23 protein-coding genes are annotated in these 21041 nt (G+C 58.7%); 14 read left to right on the plus strand and 9 right to left on the minus strand.

Annotated features, from left to right (window positions below; all coding sequences use genetic code 11):
* Window positions 1–8 precede the first annotated feature (8 nt).
* From HCK86_RS08855 to HCK86_RS08875, 5 genes are all read left to right on the plus strand, one after another.
* The gene (locus HCK86_RS08855) at window positions 9–242 is read left to right on the plus strand and encodes a BolA family transcriptional regulator (protein ID WP_176084092.1); all 234 of its coding nucleotides are present in this window, start codon (window positions 9–11) and stop codon (window positions 240–242) included.
* 4 nt (window positions 243–246) lie between these two features.
* Window positions 247–801 carry a hypothetical protein gene (locus HCK86_RS08860; protein ID WP_176084093.1) on the plus strand — a complete coding sequence of 185 codons (555 nt, stop codon included), beginning with the start codon at window positions 247–249 and terminating at the stop codon, window positions 799–801.
* A gap of 119 nt (window positions 802–920) precedes the next feature.
* Window positions 921–1256 carry a Grx4 family monothiol glutaredoxin gene (gene grxD, locus HCK86_RS08865; protein WP_176084094.1) on the plus strand — a complete coding sequence of 112 codons (336 nt, stop codon included), beginning with the start codon at window positions 921–923 and terminating at the stop codon, window positions 1254–1256.
* 311 nt (window positions 1257–1567) lie between these two features.
* A complete protein-coding gene (locus HCK86_RS08870) occupies window positions 1568–2818 on the plus strand; it encodes a multidrug effflux MFS transporter (protein WP_348641056.1) in 1251 nt (416 codons plus the stop codon).
* Between the two features lie 229 nt (window positions 2819–3047).
* Window positions 3048–4292 carry a multidrug effflux MFS transporter gene (locus HCK86_RS08875; protein WP_246739515.1) on the plus strand — a complete coding sequence of 415 codons (1245 nt, stop codon included), beginning with the start codon at window positions 3048–3050 and terminating at the stop codon, window positions 4290–4292.
* Between the two features lie 326 nt (window positions 4293–4618).
* Here the strand turns inward: HCK86_RS08875 and HCK86_RS08880 are convergent, their stop codons facing one another.
* Complete coding sequence (locus HCK86_RS08880; RefSeq protein ID WP_176084095.1) at window positions 4619–5446, minus strand: inositol monophosphatase family protein; 828 nt, start codon at window positions 5444–5446, stop codon at window positions 4619–4621.
* Between the two features lie 328 nt (window positions 5447–5774).
* On the opposite strand from HCK86_RS08880, the gene rpsD reads away from it, so the two are divergent.
* From rpsD to ttcA, 3 genes are all read left to right on the plus strand, one after another.
* Window positions 5775–6392: a 30S ribosomal protein S4 gene (gene rpsD / locus HCK86_RS08885; protein ID WP_176084096.1), complete on the plus strand. Its 618-nt coding sequence runs from the start codon at window positions 5775–5777 to the stop codon at window positions 6390–6392.
* Window positions 6393–6502: 110 nt separating this feature from the next.
* On the plus strand, window positions 6503–7429 hold the full coding sequence (locus HCK86_RS08890; protein ID WP_176084097.1) for a glutaminase: 927 nt from the start codon (window positions 6503–6505) through the stop codon (window positions 7427–7429).
* Between the two features lie 94 nt (window positions 7430–7523).
* Window positions 7524–8432: a tRNA 2-thiocytidine(32) synthetase TtcA gene (gene ttcA / locus HCK86_RS08895; protein WP_176084098.1), complete on the plus strand. Its 909-nt coding sequence runs from the start codon at window positions 7524–7526 to the stop codon at window positions 8430–8432.
* Between the two features lie 9 nt (window positions 8433–8441).
* Here the strand turns inward: ttcA and HCK86_RS08900 are convergent, their stop codons facing one another.
* Entirely contained in the window at window positions 8442–9425 is a 984-nt protein-coding gene (locus tag HCK86_RS08900; protein WP_176084099.1) for a zeta toxin family protein, read from the minus strand.
* Between the two features lie 337 nt (window positions 9426–9762).
* Here HCK86_RS08900 and gndA point away from each other — a divergent pair, with 337 nt between their 5' ends.
* Complete coding sequence (gene gndA / locus HCK86_RS08905; protein ID WP_176084100.1) at window positions 9763–11199, plus strand: NADP-dependent phosphogluconate dehydrogenase; 1437 nt, start codon at window positions 9763–9765, stop codon at window positions 11197–11199.
* A gap of 180 nt (window positions 11200–11379) precedes the next feature.
* Entirely contained in the window at window positions 11380–11730 is a 351-nt protein-coding gene (locus HCK86_RS08910) for a hypothetical protein (RefSeq protein ID WP_176084101.1), read from the plus strand.
* Between the two features lie 38 nt (window positions 11731–11768).
* Here HCK86_RS08910 and HCK86_RS08915 read toward each other — a convergent pair whose 3' ends face one another.
* Window positions 11769–12863, minus strand: coding sequence for a diguanylate cyclase (locus tag HCK86_RS08915; RefSeq protein WP_176084102.1), 1095 nt, complete (start codon window positions 12861–12863; stop codon window positions 11769–11771).
* A gap of 279 nt (window positions 12864–13142) precedes the next feature.
* Here HCK86_RS08915 and HCK86_RS08920 point away from each other — a divergent pair, with 279 nt between their 5' ends.
* From HCK86_RS08920 to HCK86_RS08930, 3 genes are read left to right on the plus strand one after another with little or no spacing between them, the layout of a single operon-like run.
* Complete coding sequence (locus HCK86_RS08920) at window positions 13143–13832, plus strand: fumarylacetoacetate hydrolase family protein (RefSeq protein WP_176084103.1); 690 nt, start codon at window positions 13143–13145, stop codon at window positions 13830–13832.
* A 23-nt stretch (window positions 13833–13855) separates the two neighbouring features.
* On the plus strand, window positions 13856–14392 hold the full coding sequence (locus HCK86_RS08925) for a gamma carbonic anhydrase family protein (protein WP_176084104.1): 537 nt from the start codon (window positions 13856–13858) through the stop codon (window positions 14390–14392).
* A gap of 3 nt (window positions 14393–14395) precedes the next feature.
* Entirely contained in the window at window positions 14396–15667 is a 1272-nt protein-coding gene (locus HCK86_RS08930; protein WP_176084105.1) for a diguanylate cyclase, read from the plus strand.
* Between the two features lie 89 nt (window positions 15668–15756).
* Here HCK86_RS08930 and HCK86_RS08935 read toward each other — a convergent pair whose 3' ends face one another.
* The 3 genes from HCK86_RS08935 to HCK86_RS08945 are packed head-to-tail and all read right to left on the minus strand — an operon-like array spanning window position 15757 to window position 17825.
* Window positions 15757–16161, minus strand: coding sequence for a Fur family transcriptional regulator (locus HCK86_RS08935; RefSeq protein WP_176084106.1), 405 nt, complete (start codon window positions 16159–16161; stop codon window positions 15757–15759).
* Window position 16162: 1 nt separating this feature from the next.
* A complete protein-coding gene (locus HCK86_RS08940) occupies window positions 16163–16978 on the minus strand; it encodes a metal ABC transporter permease (RefSeq protein WP_176084107.1) in 816 nt (271 codons plus the stop codon).
* Window positions 16971–17825 (minus strand): metal ABC transporter ATP-binding protein, encoded by an 855-nt coding sequence (locus HCK86_RS08945; RefSeq protein ID WP_176084108.1) that lies wholly within the window; start codon window positions 17823–17825, stop codon window positions 16971–16973. The genes HCK86_RS08940 and HCK86_RS08945 overlap by 8 nt, the downstream gene beginning before the upstream one ends.
* 96 nt (window positions 17826–17921) lie before the next feature.
* Here HCK86_RS08945 and HCK86_RS08950 point away from each other — a divergent pair, with 96 nt between their 5' ends.
* Complete coding sequence (locus tag HCK86_RS08950; RefSeq protein WP_176084109.1) at window positions 17922–18935, plus strand: zinc ABC transporter substrate-binding protein; 1014 nt, start codon at window positions 17922–17924, stop codon at window positions 18933–18935.
* A 175-nt stretch (window positions 18936–19110) separates the two neighbouring features.
* On the opposite strand, the gene HCK86_RS08955 is transcribed toward HCK86_RS08950, so the two are convergent.
* The 3 genes from HCK86_RS08955 to mgrA form a co-directional block, all read right to left on the minus strand.
* Window positions 19111–19572: an RcnB family protein gene (locus HCK86_RS08955; protein WP_176084110.1), complete on the minus strand. Its 462-nt coding sequence runs from the start codon at window positions 19570–19572 to the stop codon at window positions 19111–19113.
* Between the two features lie 10 nt (window positions 19573–19582).
* Window positions 19583–19840 (minus strand): hypothetical protein, encoded by a 258-nt coding sequence (locus tag HCK86_RS08960; protein ID WP_176084111.1) that lies wholly within the window; start codon window positions 19838–19840, stop codon window positions 19583–19585.
* A gap of 148 nt (window positions 19841–19988) precedes the next feature.
* Window positions 19989–21041, minus strand: a complete 1053-nt coding sequence (gene mgrA / locus HCK86_RS08965; protein WP_176084112.1) for an L-glyceraldehyde 3-phosphate reductase — start codon at window positions 21039–21041, stop codon at window positions 19989–19991.

Consider the following 21041-nt stretch of genomic DNA (forward strand, 5'->3'; position numbering starts at 1 on the left):
ACTGAACCATGGCGATGACGGCTGGCGACATTGAAGACATGATCAAGGCGGGAATTCCGGGCGCAAAGGTCACCATTCGCGACCTTGCCGGCGACGGCGATCATTTTGCTGCCGAAGTTGTGGCCGAGGCATTCCGTGGCAAGACCCGCGTTCAGCAGCATCAGATGGTCTATGAAGCGCTTCAGGGAAATATGGGCGATGTCTTGCACGCCCTCGCCCTGCAGACATCAGCCCCGGCGTGAACCAATGGCGCGGCGGGGTCTCATTTGCCTGACAGCCGCCGCCCTTCTTGGCACAGTTGTGGCAACCACGGCTGCGGCAGAACCAGACTGCCATGCAAATGATCGCTATCGGGTTGCCGTTCAGCCGCACCAGAGCACACCAGGCGAACGCTTCGCGGTCGTTCCCGTCAACGCGGCGACACAGGGCCTGCCCTGCCGCTTTGAAGACGACGGGAACGCCGTCATCATCGGATCGGATGATGATCCACTATGGTTTGCCGGGCTTTCCGGCGACTATCTTGTCGCAACCCGCTCCACCGGCCCCGAGGGCGATCTTGTGGTCTTTCAGCTCGAATCCGGAGAAAAGATACTCGATCGGCCAGCCGGCGATTTTTCGCTGGAGGACGACGCACTCAGTTTCTGGCAGCGACAGAGACCGGCAGTGACGGGCGAATGCCCGGCGCTCGCAGAGGACGAAAAGGCCGGTCTTTCGATCGTCATCGAAACGCAGATCCGCTTTGATTTCGTCACGCTGACGCCGCAGGAAACGGGTGAAATCCGCTGCGCAGCGGTGCAGTAATGTGACGAAAGTCAGCATCGTGACCAGACGTTCTTGCTCAAAAGACGGATGGGTCATATATAGTAGTTGACAAATCTCAGGCCGGCGGGCCTTGAACCCGCTGTGAAAGGATCATTTTCATGAGTGATATTCAGGACGCCATCAAGAGCGAAGTCGACAGCAATGACGTCGTACTGTTCATGAAGGGAACGCCGCAGTTCCCGCAATGTGGCTTTTCCGGTCAGGTCGTTCAGATTCTGGATTACCTCGGTGTTCCGTATAAAGGCATCAATGTGCTTGCCGACGCCGACCTGCGTCAGGGCATCAAGGATTTTTCCAACTGGCCGACCATTCCGCAGCTTTATGTGAAAGGCGAATTCATCGGCGGTTGCGACATTGTGCGCGAAATGTTCCAGGCTGGCGAATTGCAGGAATTCATGGGCTCGAAGGGCATCACGGTCAGCGGCGCTGCCTGATTCCCAAACAATCTGCATGACCATGACCTGACTGCCGCCTCGTTGCCCGACCTGGCGGCAGAACGTTATTTCCGTTCCGTGGCCGATATCGCTGACAAGCGCCTGTCACACAAGGCGACCATAAGAGCGGCAGCAGACCAGACGACCACCGGCATCCGCAGACCTCGGCCGGCGGGCCTTTGACGATAGAATGGCATATCGGATGGATATGCCGGGAAGCGGTTCCTGGGGGGAGCCTCCGGATCTATTGCAAAAAGATCAACAACAGGCGCTGTGCCAAACAGCGCCTTGTTTTTCCTTGGGATATTTCAGTGACTGACACGACACAACGAATTTCGCCTGCCGCGCATCTGGCGCCTGGAAAGTGGGAACTGGTCGCCATGATGGCGATGCTGATGGCGCTCAACGCACTTGCCATCGATATCATGCTGCCCGGACTGCAGCAGATCGGTGCCTCGCTGGGGGTCGCGGATGAAAACAGCCGGCAGTTCATCGTCACCGCCTATGTCTTCGGTTTCGGCATTGCCCAGATTGCCTACGGACCGATCTCGGACCGGTTCGGCCGCAAGAAGCCGCTTCTGGTCGGCCTTGCAATCTATTTCATCGGTGCTGTGCTGTGCGCCTTCTCGCCGAGCTTTGGCCTGCTGCTGGCAGTACGCTTCTTTCAGGGTCTGGGTGCTGCGGCGACCCGCGTCATCTCCGTATCGGTTGTCCGCGACCTGCATGGCGGCCGCGCCATGGCCGAGATCATGTCGCTGATCATGATGGTCTTCATGATCGTGCCGATCATTGCACCGTCACTCGGCCAGATCATCATGATCTTCGGCGAGTGGCACCTGATCTTCATCTTCCTCGGAACCGCAGCGCTCATCAACATCGTCTGGGTTTCGCTGCGGCTGCCGGAAACGCAGCATCCCGAAGATGTCACCCCGCTGACGCCGAAAGCCGTCGGCCACAGCTTCTATCTGGTTCTGTCGAACCGCACGGCGCTGTTCTACACGCTGGCAACCACCTTCGTCATGGGCTGCATCTTCGGCTTCGTCACCTCGGCCCAGCAGGTCTTTGTCGAGGTCTTCGGCCTTGGCACACTGTTCCCGCTCGCCTTTGCCGGCGTCGGTGTGGTCATGGCAAGCTCCTCGCTGCTGAACTCGCGCATCGTCGGCAAGCTTGGCATGCGCCGCCTTTCGCATGCAGCGATGATCGGCTTTGCCGTCACCAACGGCATCTGGTTGGTGCTTGATCTGGTCTTCGCCGGCACCATGCCTTTCTTCCTGTTCTACATCATCTTCCTCGCCGCCTGGTTCCAGTTCGGCTGGATCGGTGCGAATTTCAACTCGCTGGCGATGGAACCGCTCGGCCATGTCGCCGGTGCTGCCTCCTCCATTCTCGGCTTCGCCTCGACGGCTGGTTCCGCCCTGCTCGGAAGCTTCATCGGCCTGTCCTATAACGGTACGACGACACCGATGGTCACCGGCTTCTTCATCTTTGCCGTGCTCGCACTGGTGATGACGCTGATTGCCGAGAAGGGCAAATTGTTCCAGCCGCACAACCAGCCGGTTTGAAACTGGCGAAAGCCGCGCCCTGCCCTCGTTGCGCTTTGTCAATTCCGCTGTGTGCGCGCCCATTCGCAAGACATAAAACATCCCGGTACCGGCCGTTATCACAACGGTCGGTACCTTTTTCAGCGGGCACAATGTGCTATGAAGATGAGACCGGATGCGCGACACCGCTCTATTGTCCGGTCCCCATCACCCCGGAGGCGCGCCTGCGTGCCTTCTTCAGGAATTCGTCATGACTGAAAACACAGCCGCAGCGGCAAGGCCAACCATGTCCAAATGGGAGGTCGTGGTGATGATGGCGATGCTGATGGCGCTCAATGCGCTCGCCATCGACATCATGCTGCCGGGCCTGCAGCAGATCGGCGCCTCGCTCGGCGTCGAGGATGAAAACAGCCGGCAATTCATTGTCACCGCCTATGTGCTCGGCATGGGATTCGCCCAGCTGTTTTTCGGCCCGCTTTCCGATCGCTTCGGCCGCAAGCTGCCGCTTCTGGCGGGCATTATTGTCTATCTGGCCGGATCACTGGCGGCGGCGATTGTGCCAAGCTTCATGATGATGCTGGTGATCCGCTTCATCCAGGGCATCGGCTCCGCCTCGACCCGCGTCATCTCCATCTCGATCGTCCGCGATCTATATGGCGGCCGGAAGATGGCCGAGGTCATGTCGCTGGTGATGATGGTCTTCATGATCATTCCAATCGTCGCACCGACCATCGGCCAGTCGATCCTCTTTGTCGGCGAATGGCACCTCATCTTCCTGTTTCTGGCGCTGTTTGCGGCGGCGATGTTCCTGTGGGTGCTGATCCGGCTGCCGGAAACGCTTAATCCGAAGGATGTGCGTGAATTCAGTGTCGCCTCGGTGGTGCGTGGCTTCATCATGGTTCTGTCGAACGGCACCGCCGCGCTCTACATTCTCGCGGCAACACTGATCCAGGGCTGCATGTTCGGCTACATCACCTCGGCCCAGCAGATCTATATCGAGGTGTTCGGCATCGGCACACTGTTCCCGATCGCCTTTGCCGGGATCGGCGTCGTCTTGTCCGCCTCGGCGCTGGCCAATTCACGCATGGTCGGCAAATTCGGCATGCGCCGTCTGTCACAGACCGCATTGATCGGCTTCGTCGCCACGATGGCACTCTGGCTGATCCTCGATCTCGCCTTTGGCGGACACATGCCGTTCTTGCTGTTCTATGCCCTGTTTGCGATCGGCTGGTTCCAGTATGGCTGGCTCGGCGCCAACATCAACACCATGGCGATGGAGCCGCTCGGCCATATCGCCGGCATTGGCTCCTCTGTGCTCGGCTTTACCGGCACGGCCGGATCTGCCCTGCTCGGCTCGCTGGTCGGACTGTCGTTCAACGGCACGACCACGCCGCTGATCACCGGCTTTTTCTGCTTTGGCGTGGCGACACTCGCTGTGGTGGTGATCGCCGAACGCGGCAAGCTGTTCAGGCCGCATAATCCGGCCGCAGAATGATAAAGGCCGCTGTCATCGCGGCAGCGGCCTCAGACAGCTGACAAACCTCTCCCCTTCTTTCTGCCGTCATGCCTGTGCTTGTCACAGGCATCCAGCCGACGCGCGTCTGCGCGGCGAAAGAACTTTTCGATTGAATGCCTTATGAAACTGGATCCCCGTGACAAGCACGGGGATGACGACTGACGAAGGCGCTACTCCACCTCAAACATGCAATCTGAATGACTTTGTCAGCTGTCTGAGGCCGCTGCCATCGCGGCAGCGGCCTTTTCGTCTCTGAACCGCAGTTCCGCCCTGACGCATTGGCCGCCAGGGTGCATGCCTGCGGGCTAAAGCGTGAAGACCTTCTGACGCAGTTCCTGCCAGCTTTCCCGGTCCGGCGCGCCCAAGAGACCACCCTCGAGATGCGAGGGCAGATAGGCAGAACCGTCATAGCGGGCGATATAGGCTCCGGCCTCCAGCCCTATCAGGACACCGGCAAGATGATCCCAGGGCATGATCTTGAAATAGGTGAAGAAGTGCAGCCCGCCCGAGGCAAAGGCGCGATATTCGACAGCCGCACAGCGATAGCTCGCCGCAAAGCGCACCTTGGCAAGATTGGCGAGCAGGCCGGCCCGCTCATCCCCCGGCATGAAGGCAATCGATGCGGTTCCGAGCATCTGATCGAGCGGCACGGGATCAGCGACCTTCATCCGCTGGGATGTGCCGTCGGCACGCTTCAGCCAGGTGCCAGCGCCCTTTTCAGCAACCATGAAATCATCGCCCATCGGGTCATAGATCAGGCCGGCAACGGTCTCGCCCTTTTCGACGATGGCCATCATGACGCCATAGGCGGAAATGCCGTTGGCGAAATTGAACGTGCCATCAATCGGATCGACGACAACGGCAAGTTCGGCATGCTGCAGCTTCTCGAGCAGTGACGGATCGGCAGCAACCCCTTCTTCACCGATGAAGCTGGCACCGGGCAGGATCTCGGCGACACCCGCCTTGATCACCCGCTCCGCACCGGTGTCAGCCACGGTGACCAGATCGCTCGGCTCCGATTTTTCGGCAACCTCGCTGGTTTCAAGCCTGCGGAAACGCGGCAGGATCTCCTCGCGGGCGGCACGGCGCATCAGCGCCGAGAGCTGGTCGAGAGTGTCGGATGTGATCGTCATCGGAAAATCCTTTGCTTGAAATGGATGGAAGCGTTATGCCCCCTGTGGCGGCGGCAGTCCATGTAAAAGGCCGCGGAAACGGCCGGAGATCAAGCTTTGCACCGGATTGGCAGCCCTGGTGAGTTGACAATTCAGCCGATCCCGATTATGTCCGCCCGAACGCTGGCTCCGGCTGGCGTCTTAACTGACATGTCCCGTGGTTTTCCGGGCGCTTTTGATCCGTGAAAACCTGTCAGGCCCACTCCGAAAGGACAGGCCAGAGGAGGGCGTGTTTCCTTCCATGCCGGTTCAATATGGGCCGGCTGAACACTTTTGATAAGGAAATACGATGAGCAAGCGCGAATCGTCCAAGCATAAAATTGACCGCCGTATGGGCGAAAACATCTGGGGCCGTCCGAAGTCCCCGGTAAACCGCCGCGAATATGGCCCCGGCCAGCACGGCCAGCGCCGCAAGGGCAAGCTGTCGGACTTCGGTGTGCAGCTGCGCGCCAAGCAGAAGCTGAAGGGCTATTACGGCGAACTGCGTGAAAAGCAGTTCCACGCAATCTTCGTTGAAGCCAACCGCCGCAAGGGCGACACCGGTGAAAACCTGGTTGGCCTGCTGGAAAGCCGTCTCGACGCTATCGTTTACCGCGCCAAGTTCGTACCGACGGTCTTTGCTGCCCGTCAGTTCGTCAACCACGGCCACGTCACCGTCAACGGTACCCGCGTCAACATCGGTTCCTACCGTTGCAAGGCCGGCGATGTGATCGAGATCCGTGAGCGCTCCAAGCAGCTCGCTTCCGTTCTCGAAGCAACCCAGCTCGCTGAACGCGATGTTCCGGATTACATTGAAGTTGACCACAACAAGATGGTTGCGACCTTCGTACGGGTTCCGGCTCTTGCCGACATCCCCTACCCGGTCATCATGGAACCGAACCTGGTCGTCGAATTCTATTCGCGCTGATTTCTTCAGCGATCGCTTTGTGGAAAGCCGCCCTTCGGGGCGGCTTTTTCAGTTTGCAGCCGGGCGCGCCTGCGCAATGATCGGCAGCAGCGGAAACCCGGGGGCATGGCATGGATCTTCAAAGTCTGGTCGACGATATCGTCCGCGAGCTTTCGCCACGCCTCGGCGAAGGTTCGGTGGCCAATTACATTCCGGAGCTCGCCAAGGTCGACCCGATGCAGCTGGGGATCGCCATCACCACGGTTGACGGCACCACCTACAGGGCTGGCGATGCTGATACCTCCTTCTCGATCCAGAGTATTTCCAAGGTCTTCATGCTGACGCTGGCGCTGGGCAAAACCGGCGAAGCGCTGTGGAAACGGGTCGGGCGGGAACCTTCAGGCTCTGCATTCAATTCGATTGTCCAGCTGGAACACGAACACGGCATTCCGCGCAATCCCTTCATCAATGCCGGCGCCATCGTTGTCACCGACATTGTGCTTGCCGGCCACAAGCCACGCGAAGCCATTGGCGAATTCCTGCATTTCATGCGGTTCCTGGCCGATGACGAGACCATCGTCATCGACGAGAAGGTGGCCCGCTCGGAGCAGCATACCGGCTTTCGCAATTTCGCGCTCGGCGACTTCATGCGCTCCTTCGGCAATCTCGTCCATCCGACCGAACTGACCCTCGGCGTCTATTTTCACCAATGCGCACTGGCGATGAACTGCGTTCAGCTCTCCCATGCCGGGCTGTACCTCGCCAACCGCGGCACCAATCCGATCACCGGCCTCTCGGTTGTCTCGCCACGCAGGGCGCGCCGCATCAATGCGCTGATGCTGACCTGTGGCCATTATGACGGATCGGGGGATTTCGCCTATCGTGTCGGCCTGCCGGGCAAGTCCGGCGTCGGCGGCGGCATTCTCGCCATTGCGCCCGGCAAGGCCTCGATTGCGGTCTGGTCGCCGGGCCTCAACGAGGTCGGCAACTCGGCCCTTGGTGCCGATGCGCTGGAAATGCTGGCCGCTCGCACGGGCTGGTCCGTATTCGGCACTTGATCTTGGCGCCATGAAAGGGCATGTGCCTCGACAGAGCATCAGACGATAGCGATTGATCGCCCGATGCGACGGATTAGCGACGGCGGAGTTAACCATGGACCTGATGATGCACATCGATGAAAGCGGCGAGAGTGAAGACAGCAGCTCGCCAGCCATCTTTGCCGATGCCCCCTCCTCCGTCTCCTTCAACAAGCTGCGCAAGCGGCTGATCCGCCAGGTGCGTCAGGCGATTGCCGACTTCGACATGCTGAAAGGCCAGAAGCGCTGGCTGGTGGCACTTTCCGGCGGCAAGGACAGTTACGGCCTGCTCGCGGTGCTGATGGACCTGAAATGGCGCGGCCTGCTGCCGGTCGAGCTCGTTGCCTGCAATCTCGATCAGGGTCAGCCGAACTTTCCCAAACATATCCTGCCCGACTATCTCGAACGGATCGGTGTGCGTCACCGGATCGAATATCAGGATACCTATTCGATCGTCACCGACAAGCTTGCACCCGGCTCGACCTATTGTTCGCTCTGTTCGCGCCTCAGGCGCGGCCATCTCTATCGCGTCGCCCGCGAGGAAGGCTGCGACGCGCTGGTGCTCGGCCATCATCGCGAAGACATTCTCGAAACCTTCTTCATGAACCTGTTCCATGGCGGCAAGCTTGCCACCATGCCGGCCAAGCTGTTGAACGACGAAGGCGATCTGATGGTGTTGCGACCGCTCGCCTACGCAGCGGAAGACGACCTGGCGAAATTCGCCGAAGCCATGGCTTTTCCGATCATTCCCTGCGATCTCTGCGGCTCGCAGGACGGTTTGCAGCGCAATGCAATGAAGGCAATGCTTGCCGATATGGAAGCCCGCATGCCCGGCCGCAAGGAGGTCATGCTGCGCGCGCTCGGCCACGCCAACCCATCGCATCTGCTCGATCCGAAGATCTTCGATTTTTCAGCACTGACGAAACAGAGCTCCAGCAAGACAGACCTCACCGAAAGCAGCAACGTCACAACGTCTGACGATTAACCGCTGCCCTCATCGGGGTTTACGCATGTCAGGAAGAGCGTCGAAGATCGCTCTGAATTCCGATTCAGTGCCACCACGGTTCACCAGATCCAGAAAGACACGGCGAAATTCGATACTGCTCTGAGCGAAGTTGTCGCATTCGAAATGAATGCCGTTTCGATCAAGGATAACCGCCTTGCCAATACGCCTGGACAGTTCCAGCGAATGCAGCTGGGAGACGCAGTCGCGGTAATGCATGAAACGATCCAGACTGTCGGCATCCGTCATTCTGCGCGGGCCATTCGCATGGCTATTCTTGAAAGCATCCGTGTCTTCAGCAAAGGCATTCAGCTGGTTCTCATAGCGTACATAGGTCGAGAGACGGCTGATGTCCGCAGGCGTTGCCAAGGCCCAGAGCTCCACGACCGGAAACCGGTCGCCTAACAGGCCCGGTATGTCTCTGGCAGCACTCTTCATCGGAAATGTATTCTCAAAAACGACATTCCGCCCCTCCTCTGCAGCCAAACCAATCACCGCCTCACGCATGCGCGAGGCGAAACTGTAGACCTCATACATCCGCTCGTGGCGAAAGGGTGCGCTGTAGCCCTTTGTGGTGAGCTCATAATAGTTGGGGTGATAGGTCATCAAGGTATCATAGCTGGCGTCGACACACCCCTCCTCACCGAATTGCTGGCGCAGATGCGACATTGCCGATGTCTTTCCTGCTCCGGGTTGGCCGACGAGAAGCACGAATCGAGGATTAGCACTCCGTACTGTACCGGCGAAAAGATCGTTCTTGATCCTGACTTGCAGCATTTCCTGCGCCTGTCGCTCATCGATCGTTTCAAATCGCCCGATGCCACAATTTTTCTCGCGGCTATCAACATGTCCTATTGCAGAGTTACTGCGCCTGATGATGCCTTTAGGTTCACATCCATCGGCACCCTGAATTGAACCCCGACTTAATTCTTTTTCAGCCCCGCCTGAACCACTTCTATATATTTTATCAATCATATACCAAACACATCCTTCGCATATAGAATAAAAGTATACTCTACTTTTGAATTTACCACGTGAAACAAACAATGTTTTACAACCAGACATTAATCTATAATTTAAATTACATTGTTGAAATAGATTTCGATTATGGAATGATTGACCAACAAATTAATATAGAGACGATAAACTGATTTTTTCGGAAATGGATTGGGTGGTGACTTTGACGCTGATGGAAACGCAATTGCACATGCCGGCGCAATGAACAAAACAAACCGATTTGGGCGCTTGAGCCTTGCCGTTTCCGATTTGCAATGCGAAAAAGCCGTAACCATCAAGCACTGGAGGTGACGACGTGGAAAAGGCTGAAATCGGATTGATCGGACTCGGTGTCATGGGCTCGAATCTCGCCCTTAACATCGCCGAAAAAGGCAACAAGATTGCCGTTTACAATCGCACCGTCGACAAGACACGCGCATTTTACAACAATGCCGGCGCACTTGCCGACCAGATCATCCCGACGGAAACCCTCTCGGAATTTGTGGCAGCCATCCGCCCGCCGCGGCCGATCATCATCATGATCAAGGCCGGCGAAGCTGTTGATCAGGAAATCGAAAAGCTCCGCCCCTACCTTGGTAACGGTGACATCCTCATCGATGCCGGCAATGCCAACTTCCATGATACGCGGCGGCGCTTCCAGGAACTGGACGGCACCGGGCTGACCTTTATCGGCATGGGTGTATCCGGTGGTGAAGAAGGTGCGCGCCACGGCCCCTCGATCATGGTTGGCGGCACGGAAGATTCCTACAAGCGGGTCGAGAAGGTGCTGACCTCGATCTCCGCCAAATATGCGGACGATCCGTGCTGCGCATGGCTGGGTCCGGATGGCGCTGGCCACTTCGTCAAGACCGTCCATAACGGCATCGAATATGCCGACATGCAGATGATTGCCGAAATCTACGGCGTCCTGCGTGATGGCCTGAAAATGAGTGCGCCGGAAATCGCCCATATCTTCGGCGAATGGAATCACGGCCGGCTCAACTCCTTCCTGATCGAGATCACCGAAAAGGTGCTGCTGGCGACCGACCCGCATACCGGTGCGCATATGCCGGACGTGATTGTTGATGCAGCCGGACAGAAGGGTACCGGCCGCTGGTCGGTCATCGAGGCGCAGCAGCTTGCCATCCCGGCCACCGCCATCGAGGCCGCCGTTGCCGCCCGGTGCCTGTCGTCCATGCGTGGCGAGCGCAAGGATGCAGAACATCTGTTCGGCAAGAACAATCTTGAATTCGCCATCGCCCCCGGCCCCTGGCTGAACAAGGATCTCGAACTGGCCCTTTTTGCCGCCAAGATCGCCGCTTACGCTCAGGGCTTCGCGGTCATGGCCGGTGCTTCGCAGGAATATGGCTGGAAGCTGCCGATGCCGGAAATCGCCCGTATCTGGCGTGCCGGCTGCATCATCCGCTCGCAGTTCCTGGATGAAATCACCAAGGCCTTCACCGAAACGCCCGATGTGGCGAACCTGATCGTCACACCCGCCTTCTCGGCCATGGTCAAGGAAAGCCTGCCATCGCTGCGTCGTATCGTTTCGGCGTCGACCGCTGCCGGTATTCCGGTTCCGGGGCTGGCATCGGCACTGACCTATTTCGACGCCTATCGTCAGGGTCGCGGCACCGCAAACCTCATTCAGGCGCAGCGCGATTTCTTCGGCGCCCATGGCTTCGATCGCCTGGATGGTCTTGATGTGCACCACGGCCCCTGGGGTTCAGGTGCCAGCGCCGAACGCGGCTGATCATTTCAGCAACAGGCAATTCTGGCGGCGGCTGTTACAGCCGCCGCTTTTTCATATTCACGGGTTTACCATTGACCCTGACAAGTTATTTCCCAACACTCGGCTCTCCAGACGTGCTGCATGGTCCGATTGCGGCGTAGAACCGTTGCGTGCCTTCCCGCGCGCAGACAGGAGATCCGGATGCGACACAGCCTGCCTATCGTCATCATTGCAATTGCACTTGCCAGCTGCACCCAGCGCCCTGACAGGCTGGTGCCGGTCGCCATTCCACCCTCGAACTACCAGGACCTGAATTGCGACGAACTGATACGGCTTTACAATGACAATCATGAAAGGCTCGAGCAGCAGATCGCCTCACAGAATCAGGCAATCGTCGGAGATGTGCGGATTTTCGGCGCCGACGTCGGAACCGTTACCAATCCGGAGCAAAAAGACCTCTCAGGCGATATCCGCCTGTCCATGGGACGGGTGAATGCCATCGACTACACGATGCGCAAGAAGACCTGCAGCTTGCCCAACGGCGAACGCTGAGCCATTGGCGGCGGCCGGGAGCCATTGCGTGAAACGCCTCAGAGATCCGGCGTGAAAAGGACAACCCGGTTTCGCCCCGCGCCCTTGGCTTCATAAAGGGCCCTATCGGCCCGCTTCAGCACATCATAGATGGTTTCATGGCCGTCACCCGAACCTGCGACCCCGGCGCTGGCAGCAACAGAGACCAGCCCCGAATCCAGCATGATCGGCTCTTCGCAGATCCGCTCCCGGATATTTTCAGCCACACGCTGCGCCTGATCACTTGAGGTCGCCGGCATCACCACGGCGATTTCTTCGCCGCCATAGCGAACGACAAAATCGCTGCGCCGCATCCTGGTATCGATGATCGACGCGATCCGCGACAGCACCAGATCACCCGCCGCATGGCCATGCGTGTCATTGAGCCGTTTGAAGTGGTCAATATCGAAGAGAATCACGGCAAAGCGTTCGCCCGCCAGGCTCGGATCGTCCCGCCACTTGGCCGCGATTGCCTCCAGATAACGCCGGTTATGCAAACGCGTCAGCGGGTCCAGCGAGGCCTCGCGCTTGAAATCGGCAAATTCCTGCTCCAGCCGATCTTCCGATGCAAGCGCATAGCCGATCAGCACGGTGCCAAGAAAATTGCGTAGCACCATGGCCAGTCCCGCCTCGCGCAGGAAAGGCAGGATAACCGCCTTGGGCAGGAAGAGGAGGCTGAACATGCTGAAAGACAGCAGGATCCCGAGCAGCGAAAGCCCCTTAAGATCGCGCCTGCGACCGCTGATCCGGGCGTAGGCAAGGCCAATCAGCGCCGACAGAACGATGCCGACAATGCCGGACGCCGTGCCCGCTCCGCCGAGGTAGATACGGTAGATGATCGTCGCCATTGCGCAGATGGCTGCGGCGGAAACGCCCCCGAAAAGAGCAGCAAGAGCGACCATGACATTGCGCAGATCAACCATCACTCCCGGTGCCAGAGCCACGGGGTCGATCATCACGATCAGGGCAGCAACGGCAAAGACCAGGCCGATCGCCGGTCCGGTCCAGAAGATCGGCATCGTCGAACGCCGGATCACCCGATAGATCAGAATGACCAGGGCGGCGATACCAACCTTTTCAAGCAGCAGGATCATAAGATCGAGATTGGCAGTCATTGCTGCTTCATGCTCCGTTCAGCCGATACAGAAACCGGCACATCAGTTTGCCGCGAACGATCCCGCACAACATTCCGCGTGACGACATGTTGGCATGAACGACGCTCTTTGGCCAGCAAGGCCGGCAGGCCCGACTGCAGAACGGAAATCCGAGAGTGACCGAACGCAGTCTGTTGATTACATTGTTGGTCCGATCACTTGGCTCTAGTCAAGATGTCGTTTATGTCGCAACGATTGATCGACGCAACCCATGCCCAATGCTCCAGGAGCCACGCTCTCATGACCGAGACTGTTTTCGCCCGCCCGTTCAGCCCTGAATTGCCGGTTCAGAGGCTCGATGCTGTCTTTCCGGTTCGCAGGGTCTACTGTGTCGGCCGCAACTACGCGGCCCACGCCGTTGAGATGGGGCATGATCCCGATCGCGAAGCACCGTTCTTTTTCCAGAAGAATCCCGACAATCTGGTTCTGCCCGGCGATGATTTCCCCTACCCGCCCCTGTCGGAAGATGTGCATCATGAAATCGAGTGCTATGTCGCGCTGTCTTCCGGTGGCCGCGACATTCCCGTCAGCGCAGCTCTGGAATGCGTCTACGGCTATGGCATCGCCGTGGACTTCACCCGCCGCGACCTGCAGCAGATCGCCAAGGACAAGGGACGCCCCTGGGAAATGGGCAAGGCATTCGAACATTCTGCCCCCGCCTCCGCAATCACGCGCGCGAGCGTGATCGGCCACCCCGCCGCCGCAGAGATCTGGCTGGATCGCAATGGCGCGCGTGTCCAGACCGGCAATCTCGATCAGATGATCTGGAAAGTTCCCGAAATCATTGCCGAACTGTCGCGCTATGTTGCGCTTGCGGCTGGAGACATTATCCTGACAGGCACGCCATCGGGCGTTGGTCCCGTCCAGCGGGGCGACCGCCTCGTCGGACACATTGAGGGTATCGCCGATCTCAGCTTCAGCGTGATCTGACAGGCACGCCTTGGGAGGAAAAGATGACACTTTATGCGCTTGGAGACCGTCGCCCGACACTTCCCGCCAAAGGGCGTTACTGGATCGCCCCGGATGCGGATGTCATCGGAGATGTCATATTGGGTGAAGATGTCGGGATATGGTTTGCCGCCGTGCTGCGCGGCGACAATGAAGCAATCACGATCGGCGCTGGAAGCAATGTCCAGGACGGCGTCATGATCCATACCGACATGGGCTCCCCGGCGGTGATCGGAAAAAACTGCACCATTGGCCATCACGCCATCATCCACGGATGCAGCATCGGCGACACATCACTCATCGGCATGGGCGCAACGGTTCTGAACGGCGCGCGGATCGGCAATCATTGCCTTGTCGGTGCCAATGCACTTGTCACTGAGGGCAAGGTGTTCCCCGACCGAAGTCTGATCGTCGGTGCGCCGGCCAGAGCCGTGCGCAGCCTGGATGACGAGGCGGTCGCGGCGCTGAGCCGTTCTGCGGAAAATTACAGAGCCAACTGGCAACGCTTTGCCCGCGACCTGGCGCCAATCATGGAAGTCTGAGGCATGCCGGATACATTCGCCCAGCGACTGTCCCGCAAGGACCGGGAACGCGACCGCATGATCGAGGAAAGCCTGACGGCGGGCTATTGCATCTTCGGCTTTCCCAAGCCGCTCGAAAGGCTCTACGCCCAGCGGCGCCACACAGAGAATCGGCGGCAGTTCATAACCGCAGCGCTGTTTTCCGTTCTGCTTTATTGCAGCTTCGGCCTGGTCGACATCATCTTTCGGCCCGAGCTTATGACCCAGTTGCTGGAAATCCGGCTGGTGTTCGTGAGCTATTGCGCTGCTGGGCTTGTCATTATCGTGCTGCGCCCGGCGAACATGCTGCTTCCGGGCCTCTTCTCCTTTTTTGGCATCACACTCGCAAGCCTTTGCGCTGGCTTGATGATGTGGCTGCCCGGCAATCCGATCGCAGTTTTCGAGGCCTACGTCTTCATTCTGATGGCGGTTATCGCCAATATTGCGCTGCCTCTGAGTGCCCCGGTGGCAGCGCTGTCAACCTTTTGCAATTTCGCATTGGCCTGTGTCTTCGTGCTCGGCGATCATCAGCTGATGCCGCATGAACAGGCTTCGCCCCTGATCTATCTCGCCGCAACCAGCGTCCTCACCGTTTTTGCCAATAACCGGCTCAACAATGCCGATCGCCGGGCCTTTCTGTTCTATCTGCGTGAAAAAACCTATGCCGAATATCTTTCGACGGAAAATGCGGCACTCAGCCAGATCTCGCGCACCGACTCACTGACCGGCATCGCCAACCGGCGCAGCTTCAATGGCTTTCTCGGAACGAGCTGGCAGGCGGCGCAGGCGCAAAACCGGACACTCGCGCTTCTGATGATCGATATCGACCTGTTCAAGCAGTTCAACGACAATTACGGCCACCCGGCTGGCGACGAATGCCTGCAACGGGTCGCCGGCGCGCTTGCCGCGGTGTCTGACAACGAAAATGAACTGGTGGCGCGGCTCGGTGGCGAAGAGTTCGCCATTATTCTGTCGGACGGAAACGCCATGAGCGCGAAAACAATGTCCATGCGCGTGCATGCCGCAATTGCCGCCCTGTCGATCCCCAATCGTGAAGGCATTGAGGGCAAGCTGACCGTCAGCATTGGCATCGCCGTCATGCTGCCCGGTGAAACGACCGCGGCCAGCGCCGCACTTGTCGCCGAGGCCGACCGGGCGCTCTACGCAGCCAAACAGGCTGGCCGCAACCAAACCGGATTTGAACCGCAGGCGCCGTTCGACATCACGGAGAAACAGGCTTTCACCACAGCGATCTAGTGGCATGCATCCTTTTGGATGCACGGCGCTCTATCTTGTTGAATCGACGCATCGGCTCGAAAATCGATTCCGATTTTCGAGCCGATGCGCTAGTGATCATCGCGGCAGTTCTCGCACAGGCCGCGAATCTCGATGGTCATCTTTTCCGGCTTGAAGCCCTTTTTCCGGGAAACAGCGACAAGCGCGTCCTCAACCTCGTGGGCATGGAATTCAATCACCTTTTTGCAGCTTTCGCAGATCGCGAAGGCTGTCATGCCATGGCGGCAGCAATCCTCCTCGGGATGCGCACAGGCGACGAAAGCATTCATGCTCTCAAGGCGATGGACAAGGCCGAATTCCGTCAGCTTGTCGAGGGCGCGATAGACCTGAAGCGGCGCTTTGAAACCCTCGCCACGAAGCTGATCGAGAATCGTATAGGCGCTCATGGGTTCGTGCCGGTGTGAGAGGCAATCGAAGACCAGCGACTGATTCCGTGTCAGTTTTGCCGTTGTCATCTCAATTTCCTTCCCTTGACTTCAACCTTGAAAGACCGCCCGCAGGCAGCAGTGTCACCACGAAAAGGGCAACGGCTGCAACGACGATGGATGGTCCCGACGGTGTATCATAATAGAGCGAGGCATAAAGTCCGCAAATGACCGCAATCACGCCAATAAGCGCCGCAGCAACCGCCATGGCCTCCGGCGTGCGTGTCAGCCGTCTTGCGCTCGCCGCCGGGATGATCAGCAGCGACGTGATCAGCATGATACCGACGATCTTCATCGCAATGGCAATCACCAGCGCCATCAGCAGCATGAAGACGAAGCGGGTCGTCTCCGGCTTCAGCCCTTCGGCCTGCGCAATCTCTGTGGAGACCGTGGCCGCCAGAAGCGGCCGCCACAACAGCGTAATGCCGGAGAGCACCACAGCGCCGCCAATCCAGACCACGGCAATATCACCGCGCGTGACCGAAAGAATGTCGCCGAAGAGAAAGCTGATCAGATCGACCCTCACCCAGGTCAGGAAGGAGACGATCACCAGACCGATCGCCAGCGTCGAATGGGCCAGAATGCCGAGCAGACTGTCTGCAGAAAGCGCCCGGCGCCGTTCCAGCGCGATCAGCAGCACTGAAACGAGTGTCGCAACCACAAAGACGCTCGCTGTCAGATTGGTGGCAAACAGCAAGGAAAGCGCAACGCCAAGCAGCGCGGAATGGGCCATGGTATCGCCGAAATAGGCCATTTTCCGCCAGACGATGAAACAGCCAAGCGGTCCGGCCATCAGCGCCACACCGACGCCTGCCAGAAGCGCGCGCGTGAAAAAATCGTCAAGCATGGCTCTGCTCCTCCGACCGGTGGTCAGCATGGGTGTGGCCGCCATCATGATCATGATGGTGACCATCGCCGGGATGGCAATGCGCGGTGATCGTGCCATCGGCATGGCGCACACGTCCGTCGGGCAGATGTGTGTGATCGTGGTGATGGTTGTAGAAGGCCAGTGTCCCCTCGGCGCGGCCGCCGAACAGCGACCGGTAGGCCTCACTTTCACCAACCGCCTCGGGCGTGCCCGTGCAGCAGACATGGCCATTCAGGCAGACGACTGTATCAGTCGAGGCCATGACCACATGAAGATCATGCGAAATCAGCAGGATGCCACAGCCCTCTTCATGGCGGATCCTGGCAATCAGTTCGTAAAGGGCGATCTCGCCACTGTAGTCAACGCCCTGCACCGGCTCGTCCAGCACCAGCAGATCCGGCTTGCGGGCAAGGGCACGCGCCAGCATGGCGCGCTGAAATTCGCCGCCGGAAAGGTTCTGCACTTCCGCCGTCTGCATATGTGCCATCCCCACCTGCTCAAGCGCATGTTCGGCAGCCCCCTTCGGCAGCCTGCCGGTGAGCGTCATCATCCGCTTGACCGTCAGCGGCAGAGAACGATCGATCGCAAGTTTCTGCGGCACATAACCGATCTTCAGATCTGGCTGCCGGATCACACGTCCCTCATCGGGAGCCATCACGCCGATTGCCATCTTGGCGCTGGTTGATTTGCCAGCTCCATTCGGGCCGATCAGCGAAACGATCTCACCACGCGATACCGAGAAGCTCACCCCGCGCACCAGAAAGCGACCGGCGCGACTGACGCCGGCATTCTGCAAAGCCACAAGCGGTGGAGCCTTATTTTCCATATGAGCCAATTTTCAAGATCTCCGTCTTGCGACCTTCTATGTCATACGTTATAGCATTACGCAATTTATGTAATAACATAACAATGCGAGACAAGAATGAGACTTTCGATTTCCGCAGTTCTGGCCACGTCAGTTCTTCTCGGCGCCGGCACTGCCTATGCCGACGGTCCGCTGAAGATTGTCGCGACAATCAAGCCGGTCTACTCTCTGCTCACCGCCGTTACCGCCGGGACAGATGCGAAGACCACGCTTCTGGTCAAGGGTGCATCCTCACCGCATACCTACAGCATGTCTCCGTCGGACGCTCAGGCACTGCAGGACGCCAATGTGATTTTCTGGGTCGGTCCTGCGCTCGAGCACTTTCTGACAAAGCCGCTCGAAGCCCTTGGCGGCAATGCCGAAATCATTACGCTCGAGCAGGCACAGAATGCCGCTCTGCTGCCGACCCGTGATGGCGGCGCCTTCGAAGCAGATGAGCATGATCATCACGGCGAAGCTGACCATGACGAAGCCGGCCATGATGATGCCAGCCATGACGAAACGACCTCAGCCGACGACCACGACCATCTGGCCGAAGACCTCGATGATGATGGCATCGACCCGCATATGTGGCTCGATCCGCAAAATGCGCGGGCCTTCGTCGACGACATCGCCGAGACGCTGGCGGCGGCTGACCCGGCCAATGCCGCACGCTACCGCGAAAATGCCACCGCCGTAGACAAGAAACTCGGCGCGCTGGGCGAGACGGTCAAGGCACAGCTTTCCGCCGAGACCGCCAAGCCCTATATCGTTTTCCACGACGCTTACCAGTATTTCGGTGACCGCTTCGGCGTCGATGCGGCCGGCTCGATCACCGTCAATCCGGAGACACCGCCAAGCGCCAAGCGCATTCGTGAGATTCAGGATAAGATTCAGTCACTTGGTGCCGCCTGCGTGTTTTCCGAGCCGCAGTTCCCGCCAAAGGTCATTCAAACGGTCACCGAAGGTTCCAATGTCTATATCGGCACGCTGGACCCGCTGGGCGCCGATCTGAAGGACGGCCCTGACCTCTACTTCACCCTGATTCAGAACATGGCCGACGGCATCTCTCATTGCTTTACGGCCGAATGAAACCGTTCTGCCCCCCGTCGTTCCGGTTGCGCATGATGCCGGAATGACAAGCCCGCGGATTGCTGGCTGCCATCCGCGGGCACTTTTATCGATATCACGTTCAAAACGCCGGCCTGATGCCATCAGACCGGCGTTCCAATTTATCGTCAGGCCATCTGGCCCTGCCTGATCGTCCTCAGTTTCCGCTGAGGATCGACATGACCAGACCCGTTGCTACGGTCATCAGCACAAAGGTGCCGTTCACCTGATACCATTGCTGGCCGGGCGGCGGTGGCGGAAGATGGTTGCGATTATAGGCTGAGGGCGGGATCGGCTGGCCGCGCTGATCGGGCGGCAGTTTCTGACCCCTTTGCGGGCCCTGATGCGCCTGAGGACCACCCGGCTGACCAGGCTGCCCCTGACGACCGCCGGGCTGACCCGGATTTCCAGGCTGACCAGGCTGACCCTGATGACCGCCAGACTGCCCGGGGTTTCCAGGCTGACCCGGCTGACCGCCCTTGCCCTGACTCGGGCCGCAGTGGCTTGGCTGGCCAGGCTTTTGCGGGCCGCAATTGTCCGGTCCGGGACCGGCCGCATAGGCCATCGGGCTGAAAGCGAGCGCCATGGCGGCAACCGATGTGACGATGATCTTCTTCATCACGATCTCCTTATTTCTTGACGGGCTGTTCAGGCTGGGCGGGAACCGGCTTAGCCGTGGTCCGCGGTGCGGAAGCAGCCTTCTGCGGCGTCTTCTCGGGCGTTTTCTGGGCCTGCTGCTTGCCGTTCTTGTCGACACAAGTGACCGGCTGACCCGGCTTTTGCGGGCCGCAGATCTTCTCGGGCGCTGCCGCAGGTGACGCTGCATAAGCCATGGGACTAAAGGTTAGCGCGATAGCGGTGACTGCTGCTGCAATGAGCTTTTTCACGGCAAACTCCTTTCAAAACTTTCGTAGCGCAGGGATAACGCTCGAAAGCTGAAAGTTGTTTGAACGGAATTATTAAATCTATGTAATCTTGGAAAATACCCGGTGCGGGCGAGACGGCGACGGCCGCCGCTCGGCCCGCAGCGATTGCTTACTTCTTGATGCGTTCCGGGCCGGAACGCTCGGCAGATTTTGCCCAGATATTGATGTTCGCATCGTGAGCGAAGCGGTCAATCTCGGAAAGCTCCTCAGCGCTAAATTCGAGATTGCCGAGTGCCGCGACGCAATCCGTTACCTGTTCCGGGCGGCTGGCACCGATCAGCGCCGTCGTCACGCGGCCACCACGCAGAACCCAGGCCAGCGCCATCTGTGCCAGTGTCTGGCCACGACTTTCCGCAATCGCGTTCAAAGAGCGGATATGCTTGATCGTTTCCTCGTTGAGAAAGCTTTCACGCAGTGACTTGCCTTGCGAGGCACGGCTGCCTTCGGGAATGCCGTTCAGATATTTGGAGGTCAGCATGCCCTGCGCCAGCGGCGAGAACACGATCGAGCCGATGCCGAGTTCTTCGAGCGTATCAAGCAGTCCGTCTTCCTCGACCCAGCGGTTGATCATCGAATAGCTCGGCTGATGGATCACGAAGGGGGTCTTCAGCTCCTTCAGGATCGCATAGGCCTCACGGGTACGCTGCGAATTATAGGATGAAATGCCGACGTAAAGCGCCCGGCCGGACCGCACGATATGGTCAAGCGCCATGCAGGTCTCTTCCAGCGGCGTATCGGGGTCGAAACGGTGCGAATAGAAGATATCGACATAGTCCAGTCCCAGACGCTTCAGGCTCTGGTCGCAGGACGCGATCATATATTTGCGGCTGCCCCATTCGCCATAGGGGCCTTCCCACATGTTGTAGCCGGCCTTGGAGGAGATGATCATCTCATCACGCAATCCGGCAAATTCGTTTTTCAGGATCGAACCGAAGGCAATTTCAGCAGAACCGGCCGGCGGACCGTAATTATTGGCCAGATCGAAATGGGTGATGCCCGCATCGAAGGCAGTCTCGCAGATGGAAACCTTGCGGGCACGCTCGGTGTCATCACCAAAATTGTGCCACAGCCCCAGCGAAATGGCAGGAAGCTTCAGCCCGGACGCACCACAGCGGTTATAGATCATCGTGTCGTAGCGTTTATCAGAAGGGGTCCAGCTCAT

The sequence above is a fragment of the Martelella sp. HB161492 genome, from assembly GCF_013184775.1.
GTDB lineage: Bacteria > Pseudomonadota > Alphaproteobacteria > Rhizobiales > Rhizobiaceae > Martelella.